At 26.0% G+C, this 23,600-nt stretch carries 26 protein-coding genes, 3 pseudogenes and 2 riboswitches; of the genes and pseudogenes, 4 read left to right on the top strand and 25 right to left on the bottom strand.

Annotated features, from left to right (window positions below):
* Positions 1 to 46: 46 nt before the first annotated feature.
* From I1959_RS01255 to I1959_RS01140, 23 genes and pseudogenes are all read right to left on the bottom strand, one after another.
* Complete coding sequence (locus tag I1959_RS01255; RefSeq protein WP_166504987.1) at positions 47 to 367, bottom strand: hypothetical protein; 321 nt, start codon at positions 365 to 367, stop codon at positions 47 to 49.
* A 16-nt stretch (positions 368 to 383) separates the two neighbouring features.
* Entirely contained in the window at positions 384 to 1,955 is a 1,572-nt protein-coding gene (gene fliD, locus I1959_RS01250; RefSeq protein ID WP_195236874.1) for a flagellar filament capping protein FliD, read from the bottom strand.
* Positions 1,956 to 1,966: 11 nt separating this feature from the next.
* Positions 1,967 to 2,350, bottom strand: coding sequence for a flagellar export chaperone FliS (gene fliS, locus I1959_RS01245; RefSeq protein WP_195236873.1), 384 nt, complete (start codon positions 2,348 to 2,350; stop codon positions 1,967 to 1,969).
* A gap of 13 nt (positions 2,351 to 2,363) precedes the next feature.
* On the bottom strand, positions 2,364 to 2,576 hold the full coding sequence (gene csrA, locus I1959_RS01240; RefSeq protein ID WP_092926915.1) for a carbon storage regulator CsrA: 213 nt from the start codon (positions 2,574 to 2,576) through the stop codon (positions 2,364 to 2,366).
* On the bottom strand, positions 2,563 to 2,958 hold the full coding sequence (gene fliW, locus I1959_RS01235) for a flagellar assembly protein FliW (RefSeq protein WP_166504985.1): 396 nt from the start codon (positions 2,956 to 2,958) through the stop codon (positions 2,563 to 2,565). Before fliW ends, csrA begins: the two co-directional genes overlap by 14 nt.
* A gap of 13 nt (positions 2,959 to 2,971) precedes the next feature.
* Positions 2,972 to 3,904: a flagellin N-terminal helical domain-containing protein gene (locus tag I1959_RS01230; protein WP_166504984.1), complete on the bottom strand. Its 933-nt coding sequence runs from the start codon at positions 3,902 to 3,904 to the stop codon at positions 2,972 to 2,974.
* Positions 3,905 to 3,913: 9 nt separating this feature from the next.
* The gene (gene flgK / locus I1959_RS01225) at positions 3,914 to 5,197 is read right to left on the bottom strand and encodes a flagellar hook-associated protein FlgK (RefSeq protein WP_166504983.1); all 1,284 of its coding nucleotides are present in this window, start codon (positions 5,195 to 5,197) and stop codon (positions 3,914 to 3,916) included.
* A gap of 17 nt (positions 5,198 to 5,214) precedes the next feature.
* Entirely contained in the window at positions 5,215 to 5,628 is a 414-nt protein-coding gene (locus I1959_RS01220) for a flagellar protein FlgN (RefSeq protein WP_166504982.1), read from the bottom strand.
* On the bottom strand, positions 5,625 to 5,897 hold the full coding sequence (flgM, locus tag I1959_RS15580) for a flagellar biosynthesis anti-sigma factor FlgM (protein ID WP_166504981.1): 273 nt from the start codon (positions 5,895 to 5,897) through the stop codon (positions 5,625 to 5,627). Before flgM ends, I1959_RS01220 begins: the two co-directional genes overlap by 4 nt.
* A 33-nt stretch (positions 5,898 to 5,930) precedes the next feature.
* The gene (locus I1959_RS01210) at positions 5,931 to 6,251 is read right to left on the bottom strand and encodes a FliM/FliN family flagellar motor switch protein (RefSeq protein WP_092926928.1); all 321 of its coding nucleotides are present in this window, start codon (positions 6,249 to 6,251) and stop codon (positions 5,931 to 5,933) included.
* An 11-nt stretch (positions 6,252 to 6,262) separates the two neighbouring features.
* Positions 6,263 to 6,685: a YaaR family protein gene (locus tag I1959_RS01205; RefSeq protein ID WP_092926930.1), complete on the bottom strand. Its 423-nt coding sequence runs from the start codon at positions 6,683 to 6,685 to the stop codon at positions 6,263 to 6,265.
* Between the two features lie 93 nt (positions 6,686 to 6,778).
* Positions 6,779 to 8,086: a GGDEF domain-containing phosphodiesterase gene (locus I1959_RS01200; RefSeq protein WP_166504980.1), complete on the bottom strand. Its 1,308-nt coding sequence runs from the start codon at positions 8,084 to 8,086 to the stop codon at positions 6,779 to 6,781.
* A gap of 179 nt (positions 8,087 to 8,265) precedes the next feature.
* On the bottom strand, positions 8,266 to 8,952 hold the full coding sequence (locus I1959_RS01195) for a lytic transglycosylase domain-containing protein (RefSeq protein WP_092926934.1): 687 nt from the start codon (positions 8,950 to 8,952) through the stop codon (positions 8,266 to 8,268).
* Between the two features lie 125 nt (positions 8,953 to 9,077).
* Positions 9,078 to 10,094 carry a sensor histidine kinase gene (locus I1959_RS01190; RefSeq protein WP_195236872.1) on the bottom strand — a complete coding sequence of 339 codons (1,017 nt, stop codon included), beginning with the start codon at positions 10,092 to 10,094 and terminating at the stop codon, positions 9,078 to 9,080.
* A 205-nt stretch (positions 10,095 to 10,299) separates the two neighbouring features.
* Positions 10,300 to 11,001, bottom strand: coding sequence for a hypothetical protein (locus I1959_RS01185; protein WP_092926938.1), 702 nt, complete (start codon positions 10,999 to 11,001; stop codon positions 10,300 to 10,302).
* Between the two features lie 216 nt (positions 11,002 to 11,217).
* A complete protein-coding gene (gene fsa, locus I1959_RS01180) occupies positions 11,218 to 11,868 on the bottom strand; it encodes a fructose-6-phosphate aldolase (RefSeq protein WP_092926940.1) in 651 nt (216 codons plus the stop codon).
* Positions 11,869 to 12,187: 319 nt separating this feature from the next.
* Entirely contained in the window at positions 12,188 to 12,760 is a 573-nt protein-coding gene (locus I1959_RS01175; protein ID WP_092926942.1) for a xanthine phosphoribosyltransferase, read from the bottom strand.
* A 152-nt stretch (positions 12,761 to 12,912) separates the two neighbouring features.
* Positions 12,913 to 13,014: riboswitch (purine riboswitch) on the bottom strand.
* Between the two features lie 338 nt (positions 13,015 to 13,352).
* Positions 13,353 to 14,201, bottom strand: a pseudogene (locus tag I1959_RS15820) (glycine/sarcosine/betaine reductase complex component C subunit alpha).
* 124 nt (positions 14,202 to 14,325) lie between these two features.
* Positions 14,326 to 14,980, bottom strand: a pseudogene (locus I1959_RS01165) (glycine/sarcosine/betaine reductase component B subunit); the annotation flags it as partial.
* Positions 14,981 to 15,098: 118 nt separating this feature from the next.
* The gene (trxA, locus tag I1959_RS01160) at positions 15,099 to 15,416 is read right to left on the bottom strand and encodes a thioredoxin TrxA (protein ID WP_195236871.1); all 318 of its coding nucleotides are present in this window, start codon (positions 15,414 to 15,416) and stop codon (positions 15,099 to 15,101) included.
* 19 nt (positions 15,417 to 15,435) lie between these two features.
* A pseudogene (locus tag I1959_RS01155) lies at positions 15,436 to 16,106 on the bottom strand (NAD(P)/FAD-dependent oxidoreductase).
* 86 nt (positions 16,107 to 16,192) lie between these two features.
* Positions 16,193 to 16,459: a GrdX family protein gene (locus I1959_RS15390; RefSeq protein ID WP_271892083.1), complete on the bottom strand. Its 267-nt coding sequence runs from the start codon at positions 16,457 to 16,459 to the stop codon at positions 16,193 to 16,195.
* Positions 16,460 to 16,655: 196 nt separating this feature from the next.
* Positions 16,656 to 16,765: riboswitch (glycine riboswitch) on the bottom strand.
* A 109-nt stretch (positions 16,766 to 16,874) separates the two neighbouring features.
* The gene (locus tag I1959_RS01140) at positions 16,875 to 18,569 is read right to left on the bottom strand and encodes a M3 family oligoendopeptidase (RefSeq protein ID WP_195236869.1); all 1,695 of its coding nucleotides are present in this window, start codon (positions 18,567 to 18,569) and stop codon (positions 16,875 to 16,877) included.
* Between the two features lie 137 nt (positions 18,570 to 18,706).
* On the opposite strand from I1959_RS01140, the gene yidA reads away from it, so the two are divergent.
* Positions 18,707 to 19,519 (top strand): sugar-phosphatase, encoded by an 813-nt coding sequence (gene yidA / locus I1959_RS01135; protein WP_092926949.1) that lies wholly within the window; start codon positions 18,707 to 18,709, stop codon positions 19,517 to 19,519.
* 160 nt (positions 19,520 to 19,679) lie between these two features.
* On the opposite strand, the gene I1959_RS01130 is transcribed toward yidA, so the two are convergent.
* Positions 19,680 to 20,879, bottom strand: coding sequence for an ion channel (locus I1959_RS01130; RefSeq protein ID WP_092926951.1), 1,200 nt, complete (start codon positions 20,877 to 20,879; stop codon positions 19,680 to 19,682).
* A 176-nt stretch (positions 20,880 to 21,055) separates the two neighbouring features.
* Here I1959_RS01130 and I1959_RS01125 point away from each other — a divergent pair, with 176 nt between their 5' ends.
* The 3 genes from I1959_RS01125 (at position 21,056) to I1959_RS01115 (ending at position 22,274) form a co-directional block, all read left to right on the top strand.
* A complete protein-coding gene (locus I1959_RS01125) occupies positions 21,056 to 21,481 on the top strand; it encodes a hypothetical protein (RefSeq protein ID WP_195236868.1) in 426 nt (141 codons plus the stop codon).
* A 77-nt stretch (positions 21,482 to 21,558) separates the two neighbouring features.
* Complete coding sequence (locus I1959_RS01120) at positions 21,559 to 21,864, top strand: DUF1540 domain-containing protein (protein WP_195236867.1); 306 nt, start codon at positions 21,559 to 21,561, stop codon at positions 21,862 to 21,864.
* A 107-nt stretch (positions 21,865 to 21,971) separates the two neighbouring features.
* Complete coding sequence (locus I1959_RS01115) at positions 21,972 to 22,274, top strand: DUF1540 domain-containing protein (protein WP_207733499.1); 303 nt, start codon at positions 21,972 to 21,974, stop codon at positions 22,272 to 22,274.
* Between the two features lie 124 nt (positions 22,275 to 22,398).
* Here I1959_RS01115 and buk read toward each other — a convergent pair whose 3' ends face one another.
* On the bottom strand, positions 22,399 to 23,484 hold the full coding sequence (gene buk / locus I1959_RS01110; RefSeq protein ID WP_195236866.1) for a butyrate kinase: 1,086 nt from the start codon (positions 23,482 to 23,484) through the stop codon (positions 22,399 to 22,401).
* Positions 23,485 to 23,600 lie beyond the last annotated feature (116 nt).

Here is a 23,600-nt window from a genome sequence, read left to right as displayed (position 1 = left end):
GCCAAGTACCTTACATATATATATATCGTTATAATTTATATTAACTTTATACTTTTTTGTTAAAAATATTTAAATTTTCTTTTTTCGTACTTAGATATGAGGTATTTACTCTATTTGATAGTTTGTGATTTTTTATCTCATCTTTAGTTTTTTCTATACTATCACTAAGTAATATATGTATCTCTCTATCAATTTCTAATATTCCTTCATCGATCATCTGGCTTTTAAATGCTTCAAAGTCAAGTACATTACTTAATATTTCTTGTCTTTTATCAAATAAATCACCTATATTAATTAAACTACTACTTTTTAATTTATTTACTATATCTAATGATAAACTTTTATATAATTTGATACTTTCCTTCATTTTTAACCACCTAGCCTTAAGCCTGCATAAAATAACTCATCTGTGAATTTAGCTTATTCATACTAGCTTCTAGGTCTGCAAATTTTTTATACAAAGCATTTTCCTTAGTATCCATTTTTCTTTGAAGATTTTTTATCATATCCTCTTGTCGTTTTATTTGTTCTGAGTAAAAATTCTTCACAACAGAAGATGTTCTCTCTAGCCCAGCTTTTCTAGCAAATATAGATGATGATCCTCCTATATTCTTGTTAAGAATATCATTCATTTTTCCCATTATACTAGATTTATCTTTTGCAAATAATTTATAGACTTTATCCGAATTATATTCTAAAGATTTAGTAAATTTATCCTCATTTAATGATATCTGACCTTTTTTATTATAGTCTTGTGGACTAGTTACACCCATTTCACTTAAAACTTTTATATTATCACCAAATATAGCATTTTGCATATCATTTATAAATCTTCTCATCTCAGAATCATTTCGAAGTATACCTTTTTTAGCATTAGCTTCCCATTTCTTTACTTCTTCTTCACTCATATCCTTTTTCTGTTCTTCCGTAAGCGGTTGATAATCTTTCTTAGATTTTTCAGTTATAAGACTATACATTTTATCCATTATTTTATTATAATCTTGTACAAAACCTTTCATGTTATCTAGGGCTTTGGTTGTATCCTTTTTTGAGGTTATCTCAGAAGTTCCTTTATTATAAATACTATAATCTATTCCATCTATTGAGAAATTATTTTTTTGCTCATTTATTACTTTACTAAATCCGTCATCTCCTGAGACTTTGATATAAGAATTACTTCCACTTGCTATACCTGAAAAATCAACCATATCAAAATCTGGTTCATTCTTTGAATTTAATACAAAACTTCCATCTGCATTTGTCTTGTATTTTTTTGTTTTTAGTCCTAAAAATTCTAGAGAATTAGATTTGCTTCCATCTTCAGAAATGATTTCAATATTACTGTTTGATCCTGTGTCAAAAGATTCAATACTAAAACTTCCAGTCATCTTGCTATATGATGCCTTTATTTTTCCATTTCCATTACTGTTAATTTTATCAACTAAACTCTCTATAGTATCACTTGATTCTATTGTTATAGGATTTGAGTATAAAGTATTCCCTTTGTCATCTTTTCCAACAGAAATTTTAAATGATTCTCCTATTTTAGCTCCTAAATCCGCTAATTTACTTGACTTGTCTAAATTGTCTTTTGAAGATACAATTTTAGCTGGTTCTGCTATTTTATTAACTTCAAAATTATAATGTATATTATCTGCTCCCGCTCTTGATGTAGCTGACATTACACTACTATTAGAACTTTGAACTGATAATGTATTCCAAGCTTTACTACTGACTATTGAATCTTTAGATGTTACTGAAAAATATTTATCATTTATATTTTTCAAATCTTTCATTACGTCTCTATAAATTTCCTGCTGCCACTTTACTATTTGCTCTTTTTGCTTGACTTTATCAATTTTATTTTGTTCACCAACAAGCATTTGCTTTACAACTGTGTCGGTGTCCATTCCCGTTGCAAGACCTGGTATTCTTATTGTATTTACTCTTGTCATATAAAATTCACCTACTTACCTGTCTTTATTTTTTTGTCTACCTCATACCACATATCTCTAACATCTTCTATTACAGGAAGTACTTCATCTATTATCTTAATATCCTTTTTCATATTGGCTTTAGCAAGTTCGCTCTTTATAAAATCATATATATTATATAAATCTTCCATATATTTCCCAGCACTTTTATCCATAGTTATCATAAGTTCTAAAAATATATCTTGAACTCTAACCAATTCATTGTGAGCTCTAGAAATATTTTTTTCTAATATTGCCATTCTTGCTATTTTTGTATATTTAACTGCTCCATCTAACAACATCAACAATAGTTGTTCTTTAGAAGCCATATTTACTGAATTTTGCTTATATGTATTATATGGATTTGTTGTATACATTATTTTCCCTCTCTTACTTAAATAACTTTGTAATATCTTTAGTATTAATTATAGCCTTAGAATTTTCTTCTTTTATACTTTCGTAAACTTCTCTTCTTAGTATAACCTTATCTTTTGGCGCCTCTATGGCTATCTTTACGCTTCCATCCTCAATTTTTATAATTTTAACTTCTATATCATCTCCGATTAATATAGATTGATCTTTTTTTCTACTAATTACTAGCATTATTTTCACTTCCTGTTAAAGGTTCTTTTATATTATATTTAGTATCCTCTAGTATTAATTGCTTTCCTCTGTTATTATTTATGTTAATAATAATAGGAGCTCTTAAATTAACTGTACTTGTATCTATACTATTACCTAATGTTATTAGGCTTAATACTAGTACATCTTTATAATCTTTTATATTTAATTCATTTATTGTATCCTCATTTAATTCTATTTCATAATCTTTTTTTATCTCAAATGGAGATACACAAACAAATCCTACATTTAAGTCATCCTTAGATATCATGCTAATAAAATTTTTATTTTCCTTAATTTCTTCAACTAGAAAAGTATTATAATTTTCAAATCCAGGTATACCTTTTTCAAATAAAATGTCCATATGATCCTCCTAGCTATTTTAAATAATCCATTATACTCGGTTGAATCAATCTACTTCCAACTTGAACTGACATTTGGTATATTAATTCAGCTGATTTTAATTCTATATATGCACTAACTTTATCTGTATCTTGAGTTAATGATAATACATCCTTCATGTTCATAATATTTTCATCATTTAGCTCTTTTATTTTTTCTGCAGTATTAACTTTTACACCAAATGATGTTCTTATATCTACTGAATGATTAAACAATGTATCAATATCATCTTTTATAGTCCCTAACACTTGAGCTTTATTAGTTTCTACATCTTTACCATTAACTATATCATTCATAGCAGTAGATAATTTATTTATAGATTCTAATAAATTTTTACCATCTTTGTTTAATAATTCTTTTGCTGATACATTGTAATCTATATCTATTCCTTCAGATATAATTGCTTTTAAGTCTTGTGAATTTGATTTAGAATTTAGGGTAAGTTTAGCTACTCCGTCTTTTTCCTCGATAATTATAGGCAAATCTTCTACGTCACTTCCTCCAAACATATGATTACCACCATGACTTGAATTTAATGTTTCACCTAGTTCTTTTATTTTTTCATTCATTTCAGCCCTTATAGATTTCATCTCTTCTGCCGAATAAGTTCCATTACCTAACTTTATTATTTCATCTTTTATATCTCCTAATACAGTTCCTACTTCTTCTAAAGATGAATCTGTATTATTCATCCATCCTACTGCTTCGTCAATATTGTAACTATATTTTTCAGTATATTTTATTTCATTTTTTAAGTTCATTATTTTTATAGCTTTGTATGGATCATCTGATACTTTGTTTATGACCTTCCCTGTACTGATTTGTCTATTAAGCTTGTCCGTTCTTTGAAGATTTTCTTGATTATCATACATATTATTTCTTATCATTGAAGAATTGGCTATTCTCATACTATCCTCCTATCTTTTTAACCCATTTATTACTACGTCTAGTAAAGAATCTATAGTAGATATAACTTTTGCACTGGCATTATATGCATGCTGAAATTGGACAAGATTTACCATTTCTTCATCTAATAATACTCCAGATACATTAGCTCTAGAATTTTCTATTTCATTTATTATTTTATTTTGATTCTTTTCATTTCTTATAACTTCCTGCGCCTCATTACCTAGCTTTTGAACTATATTATTATAAAATTTATCTATGGTAATTTCTGGTTCATTACCAATTTTCATTTTTTTATCTTTAAATCTAAATATTTCACCTGCAACTTTCGATGAAACTGATAATTTATTTGAGTCTGTTAGATAATCATCATTAACTTTAAGTGATGGGCTGCCTTTTTTGTCAAATTCAAAAAAATTAATTCCTAAAACATCATTTATACCATTGGCAATGCCTTCTGATAGATCATCTATACTAGACGTATATTCATTAATTTTATCTACCATATCAATAGAACCTTGTATTTCACCTGAGACATCTCCTATTGCTTTTATATCCTCTAATGTAATACTTGTTCCATCATTTATTTTTTTTTCAATTAAATTCTTAACATTATTATCTTCTATATTAAATTTATAACTTAATTTATCTAACACTTTATCTTTTTCATCTAGTAAGTCATTTGGTGTTTTTCCACTACCTTCGACTATTCTTATATTTTTATTTAATCCTCTTAATTGGTCAACCATATCGTTTATTTCATTTAAATTTTTATTTATTTTATCATTTGCCTGACTTGATAGTTTTTCCAATTTATTTTTAAGATTACTTATATTAGTCGCTAAATATTTTGCATTTTGAACTACGGTGTTCTTTGATCCACTATCATTAGGATTTTTTGAAATTTCATTCCAACTGCTAAAAAAGTTGCTTAATGATGATGAAATAGAAGTGTCTGATGGTTCATTAAATATAGTCTCCATATTAGTATAATACTCACTTTTTGTACTTATTTTTCCATAATTGTGAGACTCATTTCTAAATTGAAAATCAAAGAATGTATTTCTAATTCTTATAATATCTGTTGCTTCAACTCCTGTACCTAGTTGACCTGCACCCATACTACTGTTATATCCAGGGTAACTATAAGCACTTCTTGCACTTTGTTGTACTCTTTGTCTAGAGTACCCTGGTGTATTCATGTTATTTATATTATGAGATGTAGTCTGTATAGAAGTTTGACTTACACTCATACCTGACTTTGCTGTCTGTAAACTTCCTAGTAATCCTGACATAATTTTCCTCCAAACAATTACTTCCCTACTTGACCATAAGCATTATATGTTCCAATACTTTTTCCTGGCTTTATGCAGTTTATCATCTTCTTTGTGAAAAATAATCTCTGCTTTATAAGAGTTTCATTTGCTTTTTTTTGTAATTCTATCATATTTAATATTTCTTTTATTTCTTTATAAGCTTGTTTTATATTTTCATCATTGCAATCTTCTATATACTGCTTTACACTAGGCTTAGACTCCATTAAATTTCTTCTCTTTATTTCTAATCTAGCTAACTTTTTAGCAGCTTCATCTAATTCCTTAGCTATTTTATCTATCTTAATAAGATCTTTATTAATTATAAATTCATATTGATTATCTAAAAGATCTAGCATATTTTTTAAGACACTTTTTTCTTCAAAGATTACTATTTTCACCTCTGGAATCAATTATGCTCCCCCCTCATTTTTTCTATTATCTTCTTAGCTAATTCATTAGAATCTATTCTATATTGGCCAGATTCTATCTTACTTTTTATTTCATTTACTCTATCTATGTTAACTTCTTCCTTAGATGAATTTACTTTATTTAAATACTTTCCCATTTGTGATATTTCAACTGTGTCACCTTTTTTCGTATTCTTTACATAATTAACATCTACTTTATTATTATTATATACTCTTTCTAAATTTCTAAATTTAACCAAATTTATATTCACAATATTCCTCCTTAGTATTTAGATTAATTAGTATTAATCTTCATCTGCACTTTTTATTTTAGCTAGTCTAACAGCTAGTCTATTGTCCATTATTATACTTTCTCCACTAGCTATCATTTTACCATTTACATTTATATCCAAATTCTCTTCTACTTGTTTATCTAGTTCTATTATATCTCCAACTTTATAGTTTATAATTCTCCCTATTTTTTCACTAGCACTTCCCATAGATACAGTTATATCTAATAGTGCTCCAAATATATCCGTAGCACTATTTAATGGAGTTTTCTCACCTTCTTTTAGCTGCTCAAACTCTATTTCATATACGTCTACATTATCTACTTCATTTTTCATGGTTATCCTCCTTACATGTATATATCTACTAAAAGTCCATTTATTTCATCTATTTTTGAAGCTATACTAATATTTTCTTTTTGCTCATAAATAAGTTCTCTAGTTATAGCCTCTAGCTTTTCATTTATAGTCCTTACCGTAGTAAAATAATTTCTATCCCAAAAGCTATTATCTTTATTTAAACTATATACATAGTCTACGGCTGATTTCAAATAATTCTTTATAGCTTTTTTATAATCTATAATATCACTATAATTTTTAGTAACTACCAATTTTTCTCCTATATTTTTAATCTCTTTCATATATACTTCGAGTTCTTCTTTGTTTTTCAGTCTATTTCTTTGATTAAAATTTTCTTCAAAATCTAGCTTTTCTTTTTTACCCTTACTTTCTATATTAATACTTTTATTTAATCCAATATTCCTTACCTTCATTTTGAAACCTCAATTTTTGTAATTTATATTATCTTGCTTTTGTAATAATACGGATATCCTTATTTTTTCTTAAGTTTTATATAACAATATATATTATATATCCTCTTGATTCAATATTTTTACCAAACTTTCATGCTCCATTGGTTTATGGAAATAGTACCCTTGAATAAAATCACACTCCATATCTTTGAGTAGTTTATATTCAAAATATTCTTCTACTCCTTCTGCTACTACTAAAGTATTGGTTGTATGTATCATATCTATCAAATTTTTTATGAATAAAGGATTATCACTTAAATACTTAACCAAAGACTTATCTATTTTTATTTCATCAACATTATAATTTTTTATATAATCAATAGAATTATATCCTTTTCCAAAATCATCTATGGAAACTTTTATGTCCATGTCTTTCATTTCACCTAGAATTTTTTGTATATTATCTATATTCTCTATATCATCGCTTTCTGTGATTTCGATTGTTAATAAATCTCTTCTAAAATTAGTTTCTTCTAGTGCTTCTTTAATATCTTTTATGAAATCTTTATGTTCTAATTGATAAGGAGAAGTATTCACAGAAAGATGTATTTCTTTACCCAAATTTGTATTTACATAATTTATATCTTCACAAGCTTTTCTCATAACCCATTTCCATAAGGTATTTATATATCCTGAACTTTCTGCAAATTGTATGATTTTATTTGGTTCAATATATCCGTGTTCTTTGCTAAACCATCTTATTAATGCTTCGACTCCATTTATTTTCTTTGTTTTTATATCTATTTTTGGTTGATAATAAAGTGTAATTTCTTCATTTAAGATAGCACTCTCTATAGTGTCTATATTTATGCGTAAATCATGCCTTTCATTATATATTTCAAACTTATTTACACCCTTTTTTATAGAATTTGACATAGATATTGATAATTTAGAAATCGCATCTTTTGTATCAAAATCACCATTTTTATAAATAACAGATGATATATTTGTAGAAATTTTTACAGTTTCAATTCCTATATTTACATTGGAGATCTTATTAATCATCTCTTCAATTATATTTTTAACGTAATTTATATCTGTTTGTTCTATATATACCCCAAAAGTAGATCCAGATAGTCGACATACTATACTACTTGTTTTCATATTCATTAAAATTTTAGCTATTAATTTTAATGCTTCATCCCCATATTTTATGCCAATATTTGAATTTAAAAATTTAATTGACATAACCTTAATGTTTATAAGAGTTCCATTTACCTTTTTTTCTATATAATTAAAAAAATAATTTCTATTATAAGCTTTAGTTAAATGATCATGCTTATTTAAGGAAATTCTCTCCCTACGTCTACATTTATTTAATAAAGTTTTATCTAATTTCAATATCTTTCTGCTTGTTTTCATTTTTATCTCCCAATTAATTTAACATTTAATTTATTAATCAAATCCCTAAATTATATTCGATTAACTATAACTTAATTTATATAGACTTTTGATAGATATTTATAAATTATAAATAAAAAGACTGTTTAAAAACTAACTTTGAACCTTCAATTTTTATATTTCATATATGTTTTAATTTTTTATGCTCTGTAATATTTCATAACTTTAGGTACATAATTTTGAGTTTCTTTTGGCATCTTATAAATATCATTTACAGATCTAACTCCTCTTTTTACCATTCTTGTTGGTCCTCCATTATATGCCATAAGACCCATTTCGATATTTCCATGGTATTTATCTATATATTCTTTTAAATGTCTTGTCCCAGCATCTATATTTTCTTTTATATCAAATGGATTTTTAACACCTAAATCCTTTATATTACAAGGCATAAGTTGCATAAGCCCTTTTGCTCCAGCCGATGATACACAGTTTGGATTAAAATCAGATTCTACTTTTATTACAGCTTTTATTAAATTTTCATCTATACCATATTTGCTCGAAGCAATTTTTACTGCACTTTCTATTTCACTTTTAGTATCTTTATCACTTGCTGTTACACTTACTTTTTTTAAATTTTGAGAACTATTAATGGTTTCTAAACCTAAATTTCTCTCTTTGACTATGCTATTCTCTTGTTGCTTTTTTCTTACTGCATCACTTAAATTACTTACTAAATTATAATTTTCTTCATCTAACAAAGTTAATACTAAATTTAGCATTAACTCATCAAAGGAACTATTTTTTTCGCAGCAACACCCACACTTATTTTGAGTATTAATACTACTATTAGCTATATTGCTAAATAAATTTATACCATTAACCATAATGCCTCCCTGTATTTTTTTATTTTTAATAATACGGTATTTTTTATCAATTCTTTATATATTAATTATCTGTATAAAAATTAAAGAGTTAGATTTTATAAATCTAACTCTTACTAATTTAAATTTTAATTTTTTCTTATATCATCTTTTCCAACAGGAAATATTATTCTTATTTCTGTTCCTTCTTGCTGTTTTGATACTATATTTATCCCTAAACCTAACTTATCACAAAGTTTTTTGCATAGATAAAGTCCTATACCAGTTGACTTTCCAAATATTCTTCCATTTTCACCTGTAAACCCTTTTTCAAAAACTCTATCTATATCCTTCTCATTTATCCCTACTCCATTGTCTTTTATACTTAATATTATATTATTTTTATTTTTTACTGCGTTTATTGATACTTTTCCTTCACTTTCTTTTGAATACTTTATAGCATTATTTATAATTTGATTTAATATAAATTCAACCCATTTTTCATCACTGTATACATTAAAATTAATTTCTTTTATATCTATCCCTATTCTTTTATTTATAAAATCACTTGCATTTTTCCTTATTGCGCACCTAATTATTCTTTCAAGATTAAATTTTTTTATTATATAGTCTTTACTAACATCATTACTTCTTGAGTAATATAGAACTTGATCTATATAATTTTCTATTTTTTTTACTTCATACTTCATACTATTTGGTATATTGTCTTCATGATTTTCCATTATAAGCATTAACGACGCTATAGGTGTTTTTATTTCATGTACCCATGTTTCTATGTATTCTTGATACTCACTTTGCATATTTTTAAAATACTTAACATGTTCTTGCATATTGCGATTGCTTGATTTTAAAATATTATATACCAATTTACCCTCTATAAATTCTGGCTCACTTATTACTTCAGATATTAAATATTTCTTATCTAAGTTTTCACTTATACTTACAAGTTCATCATAATATTTTTTATGCTTTATCATCTCCATTAATATATATATACTAATTGGTGTAAACCATATTAAAAACACCATAGTTATAATGCTTATATTAACTTTAACAAATAACATTATACTTGCTGTGATTAAAAATAGTACTATATTCACTATAAAAAATAATGTCCTCTGCTTTAAATATTCATATACACTCATTTTGCTCTCCTAACATATTGTTATTTATTATTTTGTCCTATCTTTTATATTATATATCAACTTAAGCCTCTTAATATATTTTAATAAGTAAGTTATCTAATCATATAAATTAATAAATTTAAATCAATACATAAAAATAGCATCTTTTTAATTAAAAAAGATGCTATTTCTTTAAGTTTTAATTTGGAGTTTTATATTAATTATCTTATATAGCTAATTTAAGGTATCCACTTGGATGGAAGTAGTATATATTTGATGTATTCTTATCAACAAAAAATCCTAAATCAGTATCATAATCTGGGAAGAATACATACCCACTTAAACCTTTTTCTTTTAACGCATTAAAGTTATTTTCATCACCTTCGTAAGTATAGTTTACACCTTGATTATACATTTGTATTAATTCTTTAGCTTGTTCTTTGTTTAATACTTCTATAACTTCAACTTTACTTTCTTCTTTTATATCTGATTGTACTTTATCATTTGAAACTACTTTGTTTTCTTCTTGAACTTTATTGTCCTCAATTTTATTATCTTCAACTTTTTTATCTTCAGATACTTGTGGTTTTTCTACTACTTGATTATTTTCAGTAGTTTTAGTTTCTTCTTTAGTTACTACATTTTCTTTGTTATCTATTTTACTTTGTTTTTTATCTATGTAATCATTTTGATTGTTTAATTTATTATTTGTAACTATTTCTTGTTTTTCAACTTTTTTTACTTCCTTTTGTAAATTATCTTTATTTTCTTGCTTTGTTACTTCTTCTTTAGCATTGTTATTTATATTTTCAACTACTTCTGTAGCAGGTTTTTTATTAGAATTTTGTGCAAATATTATGTTGTTTATTGGACTCATAAATAACATTCCTCCACATAATACTGATAATGCTGTTATAGCTCTTTTCATTTAGATCACATCCTTTTCCTTTATATAAATTTATGTAAATTTTTGTTTTATTTCTTTCTATGTATTTATATTACCATAGTAAAATAATATATAACAGTTACACCGCTGTTACTTTAGATTACAAATTCGTAATTAAAGTTACAGCGGTGTAACCTTTGTTAAAACATGTTTTTAAATAATTAAAAAGGGTATGCAAATTTGCATACCCTTTATATATTATAATTTTAATGAAGCACCTTCCCAGTCTTTTATAAAGCTCTCTATTCCTTTATCTGTTAAAGGATGTTTAGTCATTTGCTTTATAACTTTAAGTGGAACTGTTGCTATATCTGCTCCTAATCTTGCAGCTTGTGATACGTGTATTGGATTTCTAACACTTGCAACTATTATTTGTGTATCTATATCATTTTGTGCAAATATATCCACTACTTCTTCTATTAATTCAAGTCCATTTTGACCTATGTCATCAAGTCTTCCAACGAATGGGCTTACATATGTAGCTCCTGCTCTAGCTGCTAAAAGAGCTTGAACAGAACTAAATATTAAAGTTACATTAGTTTTTATCCCTTTTTGAGATAATATTTTAGTAGCTTTTAGTCCTTCTTCTGTCATAGGTAATTTTATTACTATATTTTTATGTATTTTAGATAGTTTATCAGCTTCTTCTACCATTCCTTTTGCATCTAAGCTTATAACCTCTGCACTTATAGGCCCGTCTACTATTTCTGTTATTTCTTTTACTACTTCTATAAAGTCTCTTCCTTCTTTAGCTATTAATGATGGGTTTGTTGTAACACCACATATTACACCTAAATCATTTGCTTCTCTTATTTCTTCTACATTGGCTGTATCTACGAAAAATTTCATATTAGCCCTCCTAAAACTTATTTATATATTTATATTATTTTTTGTTTATATATTATAGTTAATATTATTTACTAGTCATAATTAAATATTCTAATAAGTAATATCATTTATATAATATACCATATTATACATATTTTTTCACGTTAATTAATTATTTAACTTCTTATATTTTATTATATAAATCTAAAAATCCTACATATTATATATTCTCTAATTGTAAGTAATATAAAAGTATAGGACAAATAACATATTAAATACTTTATCCTATACTTTTATATTATAATCTAAATTAAATTTCTATTTTATTTTAAATATTATATTATCTAAATTTTATAACTCCATTTTCTATAGAATCAAGTATTGCTAATGATTCAAGTCTTATACCTTTACTTAATAAAAGTTCTCTTCCTTCTTGGAATCCTTTTTCTATAGCTATACCAACTCCTACTAAATTAGCTCCTGCTTGATCTACTAAATCTTTAAGACCAATTGCTGCTCTCCCATTTGCTAAAAAATCATCTAGAACTAGTATATTTTCACCTTCATTTAAATATCTTTTAGATACTTTTACACTATATTCTTTTCCTTTTGTAAATGAATATACTTTTGTTTCATATACTTCTTTATCTAAGTTCTTAGATTCTACTTTTTTAGCAAAAACCACAGGCACATTTCCAAAATGTTGTGATGCTATTGAAGCTATTGCTATTCCTGAAGCTTCTATTGTTAATATTTTATCTATTTTTTCATCTTTAAATCTATTTTTAAACTCTTTTCCCATTTCATTTAAAAAAGCTATATCTAATTGATGATTTAAAAAGTTATCAACTTTTAATATATCATTTCCTTCTATTCTTCCATCTTTTAATATTTTCTCTTGTAGTAATTCCATATTTATCCTCCAAACATTATGTTTAACTCTGATCTAATAAAAAACTCCTCTCTATTTATAGACAGGAGTTAATAATCTAGTTAAATATATAGAAATAGTCATTATGTAAATATTAAAATTACTAACAATGATTATATTACTAAATAAAACTATACTTTATATTAAGCTCCTGTAGTCAAGCTATTTACGGTAGCTATGTAGAAACATTTGAACCATATCTTCAAAAATATACAGGTAGTTTTTTATGTATCTATTTATTTATATAATTATATTATATATATTTACTTTATTCAATATAGTTTTATTTAAATTAAACACTTTCACTAGCATCTAAGCTATATTCTAATTTTAATAGTATAAATATTTTTACTTCTCCTTTTCTTTCAAAAGTATTGTAATCTTTTAATAATTATCCATTAACTTCTTTATATAAGGGTCTTCGTTCAATTTATTTAAAAGTCACCACTTTTCTCCAATTTTGATTTAGAACTTGAGTTATAGTACCTTCTTCATATCTAGTTAATGTGTTTGTAGTTTTTATTTTATATGTTAATTCTATATTGCCTACTTTTTCATTAAATATTAATATAAACTATAAAATTATATTAATTAAAACTATAGATCCTGTACAACCCATACCACTTTCTGCATATATATCATTTTCCCATAAATCTATGATTGCATCATCTAAATCCATAATATCTATTCCACTTATTTGTTCTGTAACTATTTCTTTTTTAGGCATTTTAACTTCTTGTTTTGCTTTTATTTCTTTTTTTGTAGATTTAGATATTATATCATTTAATTTAGCTTTTTTAGTATTTCAAATTCATTTTTAATTAATTCACTTATACTTCCTTTTACTATATCATAAGCATACTTTATTGCGTTTTTTACTACTAGAATTCCTGATGCCCTAGATAATATAAGCATTTTTCAACTTGTCTAGCACCATCAACATTAAGTATACCTACCTTTGGATTTCTTATCCCTATGCTTTTTGCAGTAGCTATACCACATATTGCATTTCTAACCATAGACTCTATTCTATTAGTTGCACTAGTTCCTGTTGTTGCAAGTATCATTTCTTTTCCTTTGCCTGGTGTTATAACTCTACCTACTGTGGATACCCCTATAGGAAAGTTATAATGCATTGTAACACAAGCATCTATATATCAGCTATCTAATAACTCTTCCATTTTTTATGCATTTCTTTTTCACAACTTACTTCTACAACTTCAAAGTTAGTATCTACTTTTTTACCTATTAAAACTATATAAAATAAGCTAGACTTAGCTAAATTAGCTCCATTTACTAAATTATCTATTCCATGTTCACTTCCTAATGTAGTCAGTCCTATTCTTATTTTTTTACCAAATTCTCCACTTTCTATTGCATCAGCTATCTCTAGAAGAGTTTGCCCTATTATCTTTTTAGCCATAATATTACTTCCTATTCTTCTATCATATCTAATGCTAATTTTCTTAGGGACTCTGCTATTACCTTTTTAACTTCTTCTTTAGATACTCCATTATTTTATTCACTTATTCCTATATTTATCTCAGCGCATCAACACCATATACATACGTATCATGAAGCAATCCTTGAGTTTGAAGCATATAAACATATGCTACTTTTGGAAGGTGTGGATACTCTTTTATTGATTCTAAAAGTGGCTTAGTTTCATAAACCTTAACTTCATCAGGAGTTAAATTTCTAGCAGTTTTCCCTAAATATGCTGCAACTTTAAATCCTATCATTCTTATTGCTTTTTCATGGTCATGTTGTTTTAATTCATCTACTGGTTCTGCTATAGCAACTATATTGTTAAGATTAGAGAAAGGGCAATATTTTGCCCCAGGTCCTGTCATATCGATAATACCTTCTTAGAATCCTACTATTTTACCAGTAGTAACAACAGCACACCCATAAATTGCATGAGTTTCTCCACTTCCAACAATTCAATCTTAGATATTATTCCTGGGAATATTCCTCCATTACCTTCTACTTTAACTCTTGGTTCTATAACATCTTTTACTGGTACTATTCTTACACTTTCACCTGAATGAGCTAGTTCTAGATCTATAGACTTTATATGCTCGTCCCCACCAATTTCTTTAAGCATCTCTTCCTTATTGATGTATAATGTAGCATCTTTAACTTTAGTTACTTCCCAAACTGAATATCTCTTATAAAAATTTTACCTAACTCAAGACGCATGCTTGCACCCCCTAATTATTTAAGTTTTAAAAAACTAAAATTTATATTTCTCAACTAACTCAATATATAACCTTTAATATTTATCAAACTAGTTGTAAGTAACTATTTTATATAAATATTAAAGGTATTTCTTTATCATTTCTTCTATATTAATCTTAGTTGCATCATATTTTGTAACCTCATCTATTTTTTGACCATCTTTGTATATAGCTATTGTTGGAAGTCCTAATATTTTTTCTTTTATAGCCAATCTTCTAGCTTTTGTTGTATCTAGTTTACAGAATTTAAAATTTTCCTTATATTTATTAGCAAGTTCTTCAACCTCTGGAAGCAATGCTTTACACGGTTCACACCCTTCACTCCAAAAATCTACAACAACTATACCTTCATGTTTTAAAACTTCTTCTTCAAAGGTGTTTTTATCTAAAATTATCATTCAAATTCCTCCTTTATAATTAAATAGTTGATTTTTCTAAATTCCATTCTTTACTTTCTATATATTTTTCAACACTTATTGTAGCTATAGCTCCATCATTAGTAGCTGTTACTACCTGTCTTAAAGCTTTAACTCTGCAATCTCCTGCTGCAAATATCCCTTCTATATTAGTCTTCATATCTTCATCTGTTATTATATAGTCATTTTGGTCTGTATCTATTTTATCTCTAAATATTTCTGTTTCTGGTTTGAGTCCTATGAATACAAATACCCCCATTGTTCCATCTTCTTCATCTGCTTCATATTCACTTAATTCACCTGTTAGAATATTTTCAAATACAACTTTTTCTAATATTCCATCACCGCATAATTCTTTCACAGTCGTATTGTGTACAAATTCTATATTAGGATTGTTTTGTGCTTTTTCTGCTATTGATTTGGCACAAGTTAGCTTTTCATTTCTGCCCCAAAACTTTTGCATTGTTCCACCATTCTTGCTATTAACTTAGGTCTACTAGCATTTTCTACTGAACCTGGATAGTTAGCAACATCATGAGTTGTTACTATTTGTCCTCCAGCTTTTCCTTTTTCAAGTATAAGAGTTTTTAACTTTGCTCTTGCACCATAAAGTCCTGCCGAAAGCCCTGCAGGCCCTGATCCTATTATTATTAAATCATATATATCTCCTATAAATCCCTCCTTTATAGTTATTTTTTTAACATTTTTATAGATAAATATTTTATTATTTTGATACAATCAAATATTATTTTTAATTTCTATAATATATATTGAATTCTTTCTAATGTATTACTTAAAATATCTAAGTCTATGACTCTAAAGTCATCTATTACATTATCTGTCCAATTAGGTGTTTGTTTATTATTTTGAAATTTATTAGAAATGTATATTGCTTCTTCAATTAATAGTACTGAATTTGTATCTAACTTGTTTGATTTTTTTAATATTATACTTCTGTATGGAGTTTCATTTAGCTTTATACTGGAATACATCGGATGTGATAAAAGTTCGTAACCTTTGTGAATTAGATTTCTACTTTCTTTTAAAATTTCTAGATATGTGTCTTTATATATTTTACATTTTTATGCTTTATTTTGTTTTTGACAATAGTATTATTGGTTATTATTATTATAAAAATCCTCTCCTTTTTAAGTCTATTTAATAAAAAACAGAGAAAACAAATCCCATTTGTTTTCTCTGTTAATATAATCTTCAGAGTTCCATCTGAATATAATATTTTTACCTGAGAATTTCATTTGATTAAATTAGGATTTAATCAAACTTGTACCTTCGGTCACTTCTTTTTAGAAGTAATCTCCTATATCCTTCAACCGGAATGTTTAATTTTTTTATACTTTCTAAGTTAAGAAAAGAAACTTTCTATTTAAATTTCAATATATTTTTCTGTAAATATTGCTACATATTTCTACAGTATATATATTATAAAGCTTTATCATCTATACTATCTAAATAATTTTTAATAACATCTATAATACTTTCTACACATCCATCTTCAAATGGAGATTTTAAATCACCTATCTTTACTATTTCTAAGAACGACTTTGTTCCTCCAACTCTACATATGTCTAAATAATTTTCCCATCCATTGATTCTGTCCACCCTCATTTTTTTCCAAAACTGTAATGCACATATCTGAGCTAATGTATAATCTATATAATAAAATGGATTTTTAAATATATGTCCTTGCTTAAACCACCAAGTTCCTTTTTCTAAAAAATCATTATCTTCAAATATTCTATGTGGTAAATATTTTTTCTCTAGTTCTCTCCAAATATTTTTTCTTTCTTCTTTAGTCATATTAGGCTGTTCATATATATAGTGCTGGAATTCATCTACTACTATTCCATATGGTATAAACTTAATAGCTGATGATAGATGAGTAAATTTATATTTCTCTGTATCTTCTTTAAAGAATAATTTCATCCAAGGCCAAGTTATAAATTCCATACTCATAGAATGTATTTCACAACTTTCATAAGTTGGGAAGTTTATTTCTGGCATATCAATCCAAGTTGACATATAAAGCTGAAAAGCATGACCTGCTTCATGAGTTAATACATCTATATCATCTAATGTTTGATTAAAGTTCGAGAATATAAATGGAGATTTATAATCTGGTATATATGTACAGTATCCACCTGCTGCTTTACCTTTTTTAGTTACTAAGTCCATAAGTTCATTTTCTAGCATGAAATTAAAGAATTCTTTAGTTTCATTTGATAGCTCAGAATACATTTTTCTTCCATTTTCTATTATGTATTCGTCACTTCCCTTAGGTGTTGCATTCCCACTTAAAAACTCAAGGTTTTCATCTACATATGTAAGTCTATCTACACCTATCCTTTTAGATTGTCTTTCGTAAAGACTATTTGCTACAGGTACAATATAATCTAAAACTTGTTTTCTAAAGTTTTTTACCATGTCTTTGTTGTAATCAGTTCTCATCATTCTTATATATCCTAATTCTACAAAGTTGTCAAAACCAAGTTTTATAGCCATATTATTTCTTACTTGAACTAATTTATCAAATACTTCATCAAATTCATTTTCTTTTTCTTCAAAGTAATTGTAATATGCCTTAGATGCCTTTATCCTCATATCTCTATCTTCACTTGACATAAATTTTAAAAGTCCAGATAGGTTTCTTTCTTCTCCTTCAAAATGAATTTTAGCAGATGCTAATAGTTTTGTATATTTAGAACAAAGCTTATTTTCCTCTTGAAGGTCTTTTATTATTTCGCTACTAAAAGACTTTAAATTAAAGCTTGCTATATTTATAAACTGTCTTCCAAAATCTTTTTGAATATCTTCTTTAAATTTTGAGTTTACTACTGATTTATAAAAAAGTGAATTAAGTTCTTCATATAATGGAGAATATTCGTCCCAATACACTTTTTCCCTTTCATAAAACTCATCTTCAACATTTATACTATGTCTTATAGAACATAATGTACTCATAGTTTCTATATTATTTCTAATGCTATTTAGTTTATCAATATTTTGTCTTTGCTCTTTGTAAGTTTTTGAATTTTCTATATTATTTATTATTTCTATTATTTGATTTTTACTTTTTTCATAATTTGGTCTTTCATATTCAAAATCTGAAAACTTCATTGAAATATCTCCTTTATTTATATTTATTTTTAATATTTATATTATAGCATACACTCTTTTTTAATTTTCTCTATATAAATTCTGCATATATTGATATAATTATAACTATCTTTATGTAAATATCATAGGAGGATTATATGTATAAATTAATAGCACTAGATATTGATGGCACTTTATTAAATACCGAAAAAAAAATAACAAAGGAGGTTTTTGACTCTATCCAAGAAGCTAAACAAAATGGGAATAAAGTAGTTTTATCTACTGGTAGACCACTACCTGGTGTAACTCCACTACTTGAAGAGCTTAATTTAACTGATGAAGGGGACTATGTTATATGCTTTAACGGAGCTGTTGTTCAAGAAGTTAAAACTAAAAAAGTTATATCTAATATAGAAATGAATTATGATGATTTTAAATCTATATATGAACTTTCTAAAAAACTTAATACTTATCTTCATATAAGTACACCACTTGATGTTGTAACACCTAACAAAAAACCTAGTAAATACACTGTTTTAGAATCTGATTTAAATAAAATACCTTTAGTTTATAAACCAGAAGAAGAAATAGATGAAACTATGACATTTTGTAAGGTTATGATTGTTGACGAACCTGAAAAATTAGAAGAAATAATAAAAAATGTACCTCAAGAATTTTTTGATAAATACACAGTTGTTAGATCTGCTCCATTTTTCCTAGAATTTTTAAATAAAAAAGCTAATAAAGGAAATGCGCTTAAAGCTTTATGTAAAAATATAGATTTATCTATAGATAAAGCTATAGCTGTAGGTGATGAAGAAAATGACAAGCATATGATAGAGTATGCAGGCCTTGGTGTAGCAATGGGTAATGCTCGCGATAGCATAAAGAATATTGCAAACTATATAACTAAAACTAATAATGAACATGGAGTTGCACATGTTATCAATAAATTTTTACTAAATAAATAAGTATTAATATTAATCATGTAATATAATTCTTTCTTTGTGGATATAAGTCGCTTTATGTAAACTAACTTATATCCATTCTTTATATATTCATATGCGTTTAAGTTCTTGTATTACATTATTTTTTATTATTAAATGTTATATCTTTGAGTTTAAATTCTCTTTATTTTGTTATCTTCCTAGACAATGTAGCTGTCCAAATACCAACCATAGTAACACCTAAAAGCATTTCTATTGCAGATAATAAAGTACTAAAAAATCCTACTGGAGTTATATCTCCATATCCAACTGTTGTAAAAGTTACTATACTAAAATACAATGAATTAATGAAGTCTTTATTTATAGAAGATACATCTATATTTCCCATTAATGCACCTTTATAATTTATAAATTCTCCACCTATATTAAGACCTGTTATCATGTATAATATAGCAAATACCAATACAATTTCTAAAGATGTTATAAGCGCATATGTTGGACGTTCTCCATAACCACAAAGTGCCCAGTATATTATGGACTTTAACTTAGCTATTCCTTTTAAACCATCTTTCTCTATTAATTTAGCTATATAATAATATTCTCCACCTATGTTTAATAATCTATTAGCTTCAAATTTTGTTGATATATCCTTATATACCTTGTATATATCTATACACTCATTCTTATCTTTTTTCTTTAAGTCAACTTTATCTATAAATGTATGCTCGTCAAATTTACTTAAATAATAATCTTCAAAAGATATATCTAAATGCTTTGGACGTAATATTTTAATAGCACTTAAATCACTGTCACAAATTATAACCTCTTTCATTATGCATTTATTAAATATAGAACCATTTAGATTACTTTCCTTTATATATACATTTTTTAAACTCATGCTTTCAAATTTTGTTTTTTCTATATTACTATTAGTAAATCTAACATCTCTAAACTTACATTCATCTTTAAATATATTTATATCATCTTTTTCATTATAGAATTTACAATCTTTAAATATTACATTTTCAAAATCACATTTAAAAAACACATTTCCTATAAATATACAACTTATAAATTCTATATTTTCAAACCTACATTCTTCAAATTCACAATACAATACTCTTAAATTTTTTAACTTTTTTTCATTTCTTTCTTTACTAGAAAATTTACCAATACTTTTTTTGTGTATTCTTAAATTATATAGCTTTTCTTCATCATATATATTATATAAATCACTATAATCTTTATTTTGAGTTTCTATTGTATATATTTGTTCTTTTTCTATTTTAAAATTTAACTTATTTATATATTTCATTTCTTTCTTCATTTTTTCAAGTTCGTTGTATGAATCTTCTCTTACTTTCTCAAAATTATAAGTTCTCATTTCATCACCCTAGTTTTAATTAATATAACATAATTACTTTATTTTTTTATAAAACCCTTTATTTATAGAATATATATCACTATTTTTTAATATATCTTATAAAGAGTGTTTATCAATGAATTCTAAGTTTCACTATATATTGTTTATTAAAGTATATAAATTATTGGAGGTTACATATGAATAAAAATGTTGAGAAACTTAAAGAAGTATTACCAAAGAAATGTTGTTCTTATTGTACTCATCTTTCTCTAGATGGTCCTGATGAAAATTACAAATATAATATAAAATGTATATTGCTAGATTCACCACCTAACCTATATAATGATTGTGATTATTTTGAATGTGAATATTCTAATCTAACTAGCTTTGACTTAGATAATCTGTATAGTGAATATTTAGAGGCATGCCTTAAAGTTAAGTATAAGGAATACTTAAATAGCATACATTGGCAAATATTTAAAGATTATGCGCTTAGAGAAAATGATTATACTTGTTCTATTTGTGGACAAGAACACAACTTAGATGTGTATCATATTAATAAAAATTTAGGCAGAGAGACTCTAGAGGATGTTGCAGTTTTATGTGACAATTGCCTAGAATAAATATATACCTTAAATGGATTAAATCTTTAATTTTTTCACATACTAAATTAGATAAAATTCTAGGAGGTATATTAATTATGAATGGAAATTTAGTATGTTTAGCATCTACATGTTTTTATAATAAATGCAGTAGTTGTTATGCTAACGGTATAAATATCTCAGGTTCTATAGCATCAAATACAAATGGTACCCACTGTCTAACTTTTGAAGATATAAAAAATGCAACTTTGACTAACTCAACTAGTAATGAAGACTATGCTAAAACTCACAATATAGCTTGCCAGGCCAAAGAATGCAAACATAATGACGAAGGCTCTTGTGTTGCATTAAATGTTCAAATAAACAACGAAAATCAAAGTTGTGAAACATTTTGTCCTAGATAATAGCTATAAATAGATTAACTATAATTATTAAGTTGTAATATATAAGTTATATTTTCTTTTATTTTTCACATACTAACCTAGAAGATAATTTTAGGAGGAATGTAATTATGAATGAAAATTTAAATTGTTCTGCAACTAACTGTATGTATAATAATAGCAAAAAATGCTATGCTGGAGGCATAAATGTTGCTGGTAGTAGAGCAGATTCTACATCTCAAACTACTTGTTCAACTTTTGTCGAGGGTTCTTTTGGATCTTTTACAAATAGTACTAATGATGAATATATAACACCTGAAAATATAATATGTCAGGCTGAGAAGTGTAAATATAATGTTAGTAAAGCATGCAAAGCTGAAAAGGTTCATATAAACTCACAGGATGCAAGTTGCGAAACTTTCATATCTAAATAATTATATTTTAATATTTACTTAATCTAAAAATCACTGGATAAGTATCCAGTGATTTTTTCTATAGTTTCAGTAAAAACGCATTAGTATGTATTAAAATTAAAATTTACTTAAGTTTATAACACATTTATGCATTAGCTAATATTTCTTCTTTATACTCTCTTGCAGTTTCTTCATTATTTAAAACTCTTAATGTGCCAAGTGCTAATGAATCTAATTCATTTTCTCCTGGCATTATTTCTACATTAGATATAAACTCTACTCTTCTCTTTATATGTTTTGTTACAAGCTTTGAGTAAGCTATTCCACCTGTCAATATTATTGAATCTACTTTTCCTTCTACAACTGTCGCTAATTCACCTATTGCTTTAGATACTTGATAACACATAGCATCATGTACTAATTTAGCTTCTTTATTTCCTTCTTCCATCATTTTTTCCACTTCTCTAACATCTACTGTATCTAAATAAGAAACTATTCCACCTTTTCCTCTTATCATCTTTAACATTTCTTTATGTGTGTAATTTCCAGAAAAACATGTATTTATTAATTTTTTACAAGGAATCCTACCTGATCTTTCTGGTGAAAATGGTCCTTCATCATCTGATACAATGTCAATCATTTTTCCTTTTTCATGAATACTTACAGTTATGCCCCCACCTAAATGAGCAACAATTAGATTAAGTTCATTGTATTTTTTATTATTGTCTTTTGCAAACTTTATAGCCATAGCTCTAGAGTTAAGTGCATGGCTTAAGCTCTCTCTATCCATATTTTTAATTCCTGATAATCTAGCTATATCATTTAACTCATCAACGGCTACTGAGTCATATATGTATGCATTTACTCCTATAGATTTTGCTATTTCATAAGAAATTATAGCTCCCAAATTAGATGCATGTTCAATAACTGGTCTGTTAACTAATCTATCTATCATTTCATCATTTACTAAATATGCTCCTGATTTAACTGGAGGAAGTAGTCCCCCTCTTCCTACAACAGCACTTAAAGTATTTATATCTATATTATTTTCAGCTAGTACATTTAATACTTCTTGTTTTCTCATTTCAAATTGGTCTTGTATTCTTTCATACTTTGCTATTTCTTCTGATTTATGATCTATTCCTTTTGATAAAATTTGATTTTCATCATCATATACTGCTATTTTAGTTGATGTAGACCCCGGATTTATAGCTAATATTCTATAATTCATAATAATCCCCTTTTCCCTTTTTTTAAGTTATATATTAAATATGTTCTAATTTATCCCTAGTTTTAATGCATATTTAAATTAAGCTATTATAAGTACTAACTTATAATAGCTTAATT

The sequence above is a fragment of the Romboutsia sp. 1001285H_161024_C4 genome, from assembly GCF_015550185.1.
Taxonomy (GTDB): domain Bacteria; phylum Bacillota; class Clostridia; order Peptostreptococcales; family Peptostreptococcaceae; genus Romboutsia_C; species Romboutsia_C hominis.
Note: the sequence above shows the minus strand (reverse complement) of the source record. Positions and strands in the feature narration are given on the sequence as shown.

Bases quoted from the DNA above. Each gene is read 5' to 3' on its own strand.
- fliD (WP_195236874.1), bottom strand. From the start codon at position 1,955: ATGACAAGAGTAAATACAATAAGAATACCAGGTCTTGCAACGGGAATG.
- fsa (WP_092926940.1), bottom strand. From the start codon at position 11,868: ATGAAATTTTTCGTAGATACAGCCAATGTAGAAGAAATAAGAGAAGCA.
- I1959_RS01115 (WP_207733499.1), top strand. From the start codon at position 21,972: ATGAATGAAAATTTAAATTGTTCTGCAACTAACTGTATGTATAATAAT.
- I1959_RS01205 (WP_092926930.1), bottom strand. From the start codon at position 6,685: ATGAAGGTAAGGAATATTGGATTAAATAAAAGTATTAATATAGAAAGT.
- I1959_RS01195 (WP_092926934.1), bottom strand. From the start codon at position 8,952: ATGGTTAATGGTATAAATTTATTTAGCAATATAGCTAATAGTAGTATT.
- I1959_RS01130 (WP_092926951.1), bottom strand. From the start codon at position 20,879: ATGAGAACTTATAATTTTGAGAAAGTAAGAGAAGATTCATACAACGAA.
- I1959_RS01175 (WP_092926942.1), bottom strand. From the start codon at position 12,760: ATGGAATTACTACAAGAGAAAATATTAAAAGATGGAAGAATAGAAGGA.
- I1959_RS01120 (WP_195236867.1), top strand. From the start codon at position 21,559: ATGAATGGAAATTTAGTATGTTTAGCATCTACATGTTTTTATAATAAA.
- I1959_RS01200 (WP_166504980.1), bottom strand. From the start codon at position 8,086: ATGAAAACAAGCAGAAAGATATTGAAATTAGATAAAACTTTATTAAAT.
- I1959_RS01230 (WP_166504984.1), bottom strand. From the start codon at position 3,904: ATGAGAATAGCCAATTCTTCAATGATAAGAAATAATATGTATGATAAT.
- I1959_RS01185 (WP_092926938.1), bottom strand. From the start codon at position 11,001: ATGAAAAGAGCTATAACAGCATTATCAGTATTATGTGGAGGAATGTTA.
- I1959_RS01125 (WP_195236868.1), top strand. From the start codon at position 21,056: ATGAATAAAAATGTTGAGAAACTTAAAGAAGTATTACCAAAGAAATGT.
- csrA (WP_092926915.1), bottom strand. From the start codon at position 2,576: ATGCTAGTAATTAGTAGAAAAAAAGATCAATCTATATTAATCGGAGAT.
- I1959_RS01140 (WP_195236869.1), bottom strand. From the start codon at position 18,569: ATGAAGTTTTCAGATTTTGAATATGAAAGACCAAATTATGAAAAAAGT.
- fliW (WP_166504985.1), bottom strand. From the start codon at position 2,958: ATGGACATTTTATTTGAAAAAGGTATACCTGGATTTGAAAATTATAAT.
- yidA (WP_092926949.1), top strand. From the start codon at position 18,707: ATGTATAAATTAATAGCACTAGATATTGATGGCACTTTATTAAATACC.
- trxA (WP_195236871.1), bottom strand. From the start codon at position 15,416: ATGATAATTTTAGATAAAAACACCTTTGAAGAAGAAGTTTTAAAACAT.
- I1959_RS01255 (WP_166504987.1), bottom strand. From the start codon at position 367: ATGAAGGAAAGTATCAAATTATATAAAAGTTTATCATTAGATATAGTA.
- I1959_RS01190 (WP_195236872.1), bottom strand. From the start codon at position 10,094: ATGAGTGTATATGAATATTTAAAGCAGAGGACATTATTTTTTATAGTG.
- buk (WP_195236866.1), bottom strand. From the start codon at position 23,484: ATGAATTATAGAATATTAGCTATAAATCCGGGGTCTACATCAACTAAA.
- fliS (WP_195236873.1), bottom strand. From the start codon at position 2,350: ATGTATACAACAAATCCATATAATACATATAAGCAAAATTCAGTAAAT.
- flgK (WP_166504983.1), bottom strand. From the start codon at position 5,197: ATGTCAGGATTACTAGGAAGTTTACAGACAGCAAAGTCAGGTATGAGT.
- I1959_RS01210 (WP_092926928.1), bottom strand. From the start codon at position 6,251: ATGAAAAATGAAGTAGATAATGTAGACGTATATGAAATAGAGTTTGAG.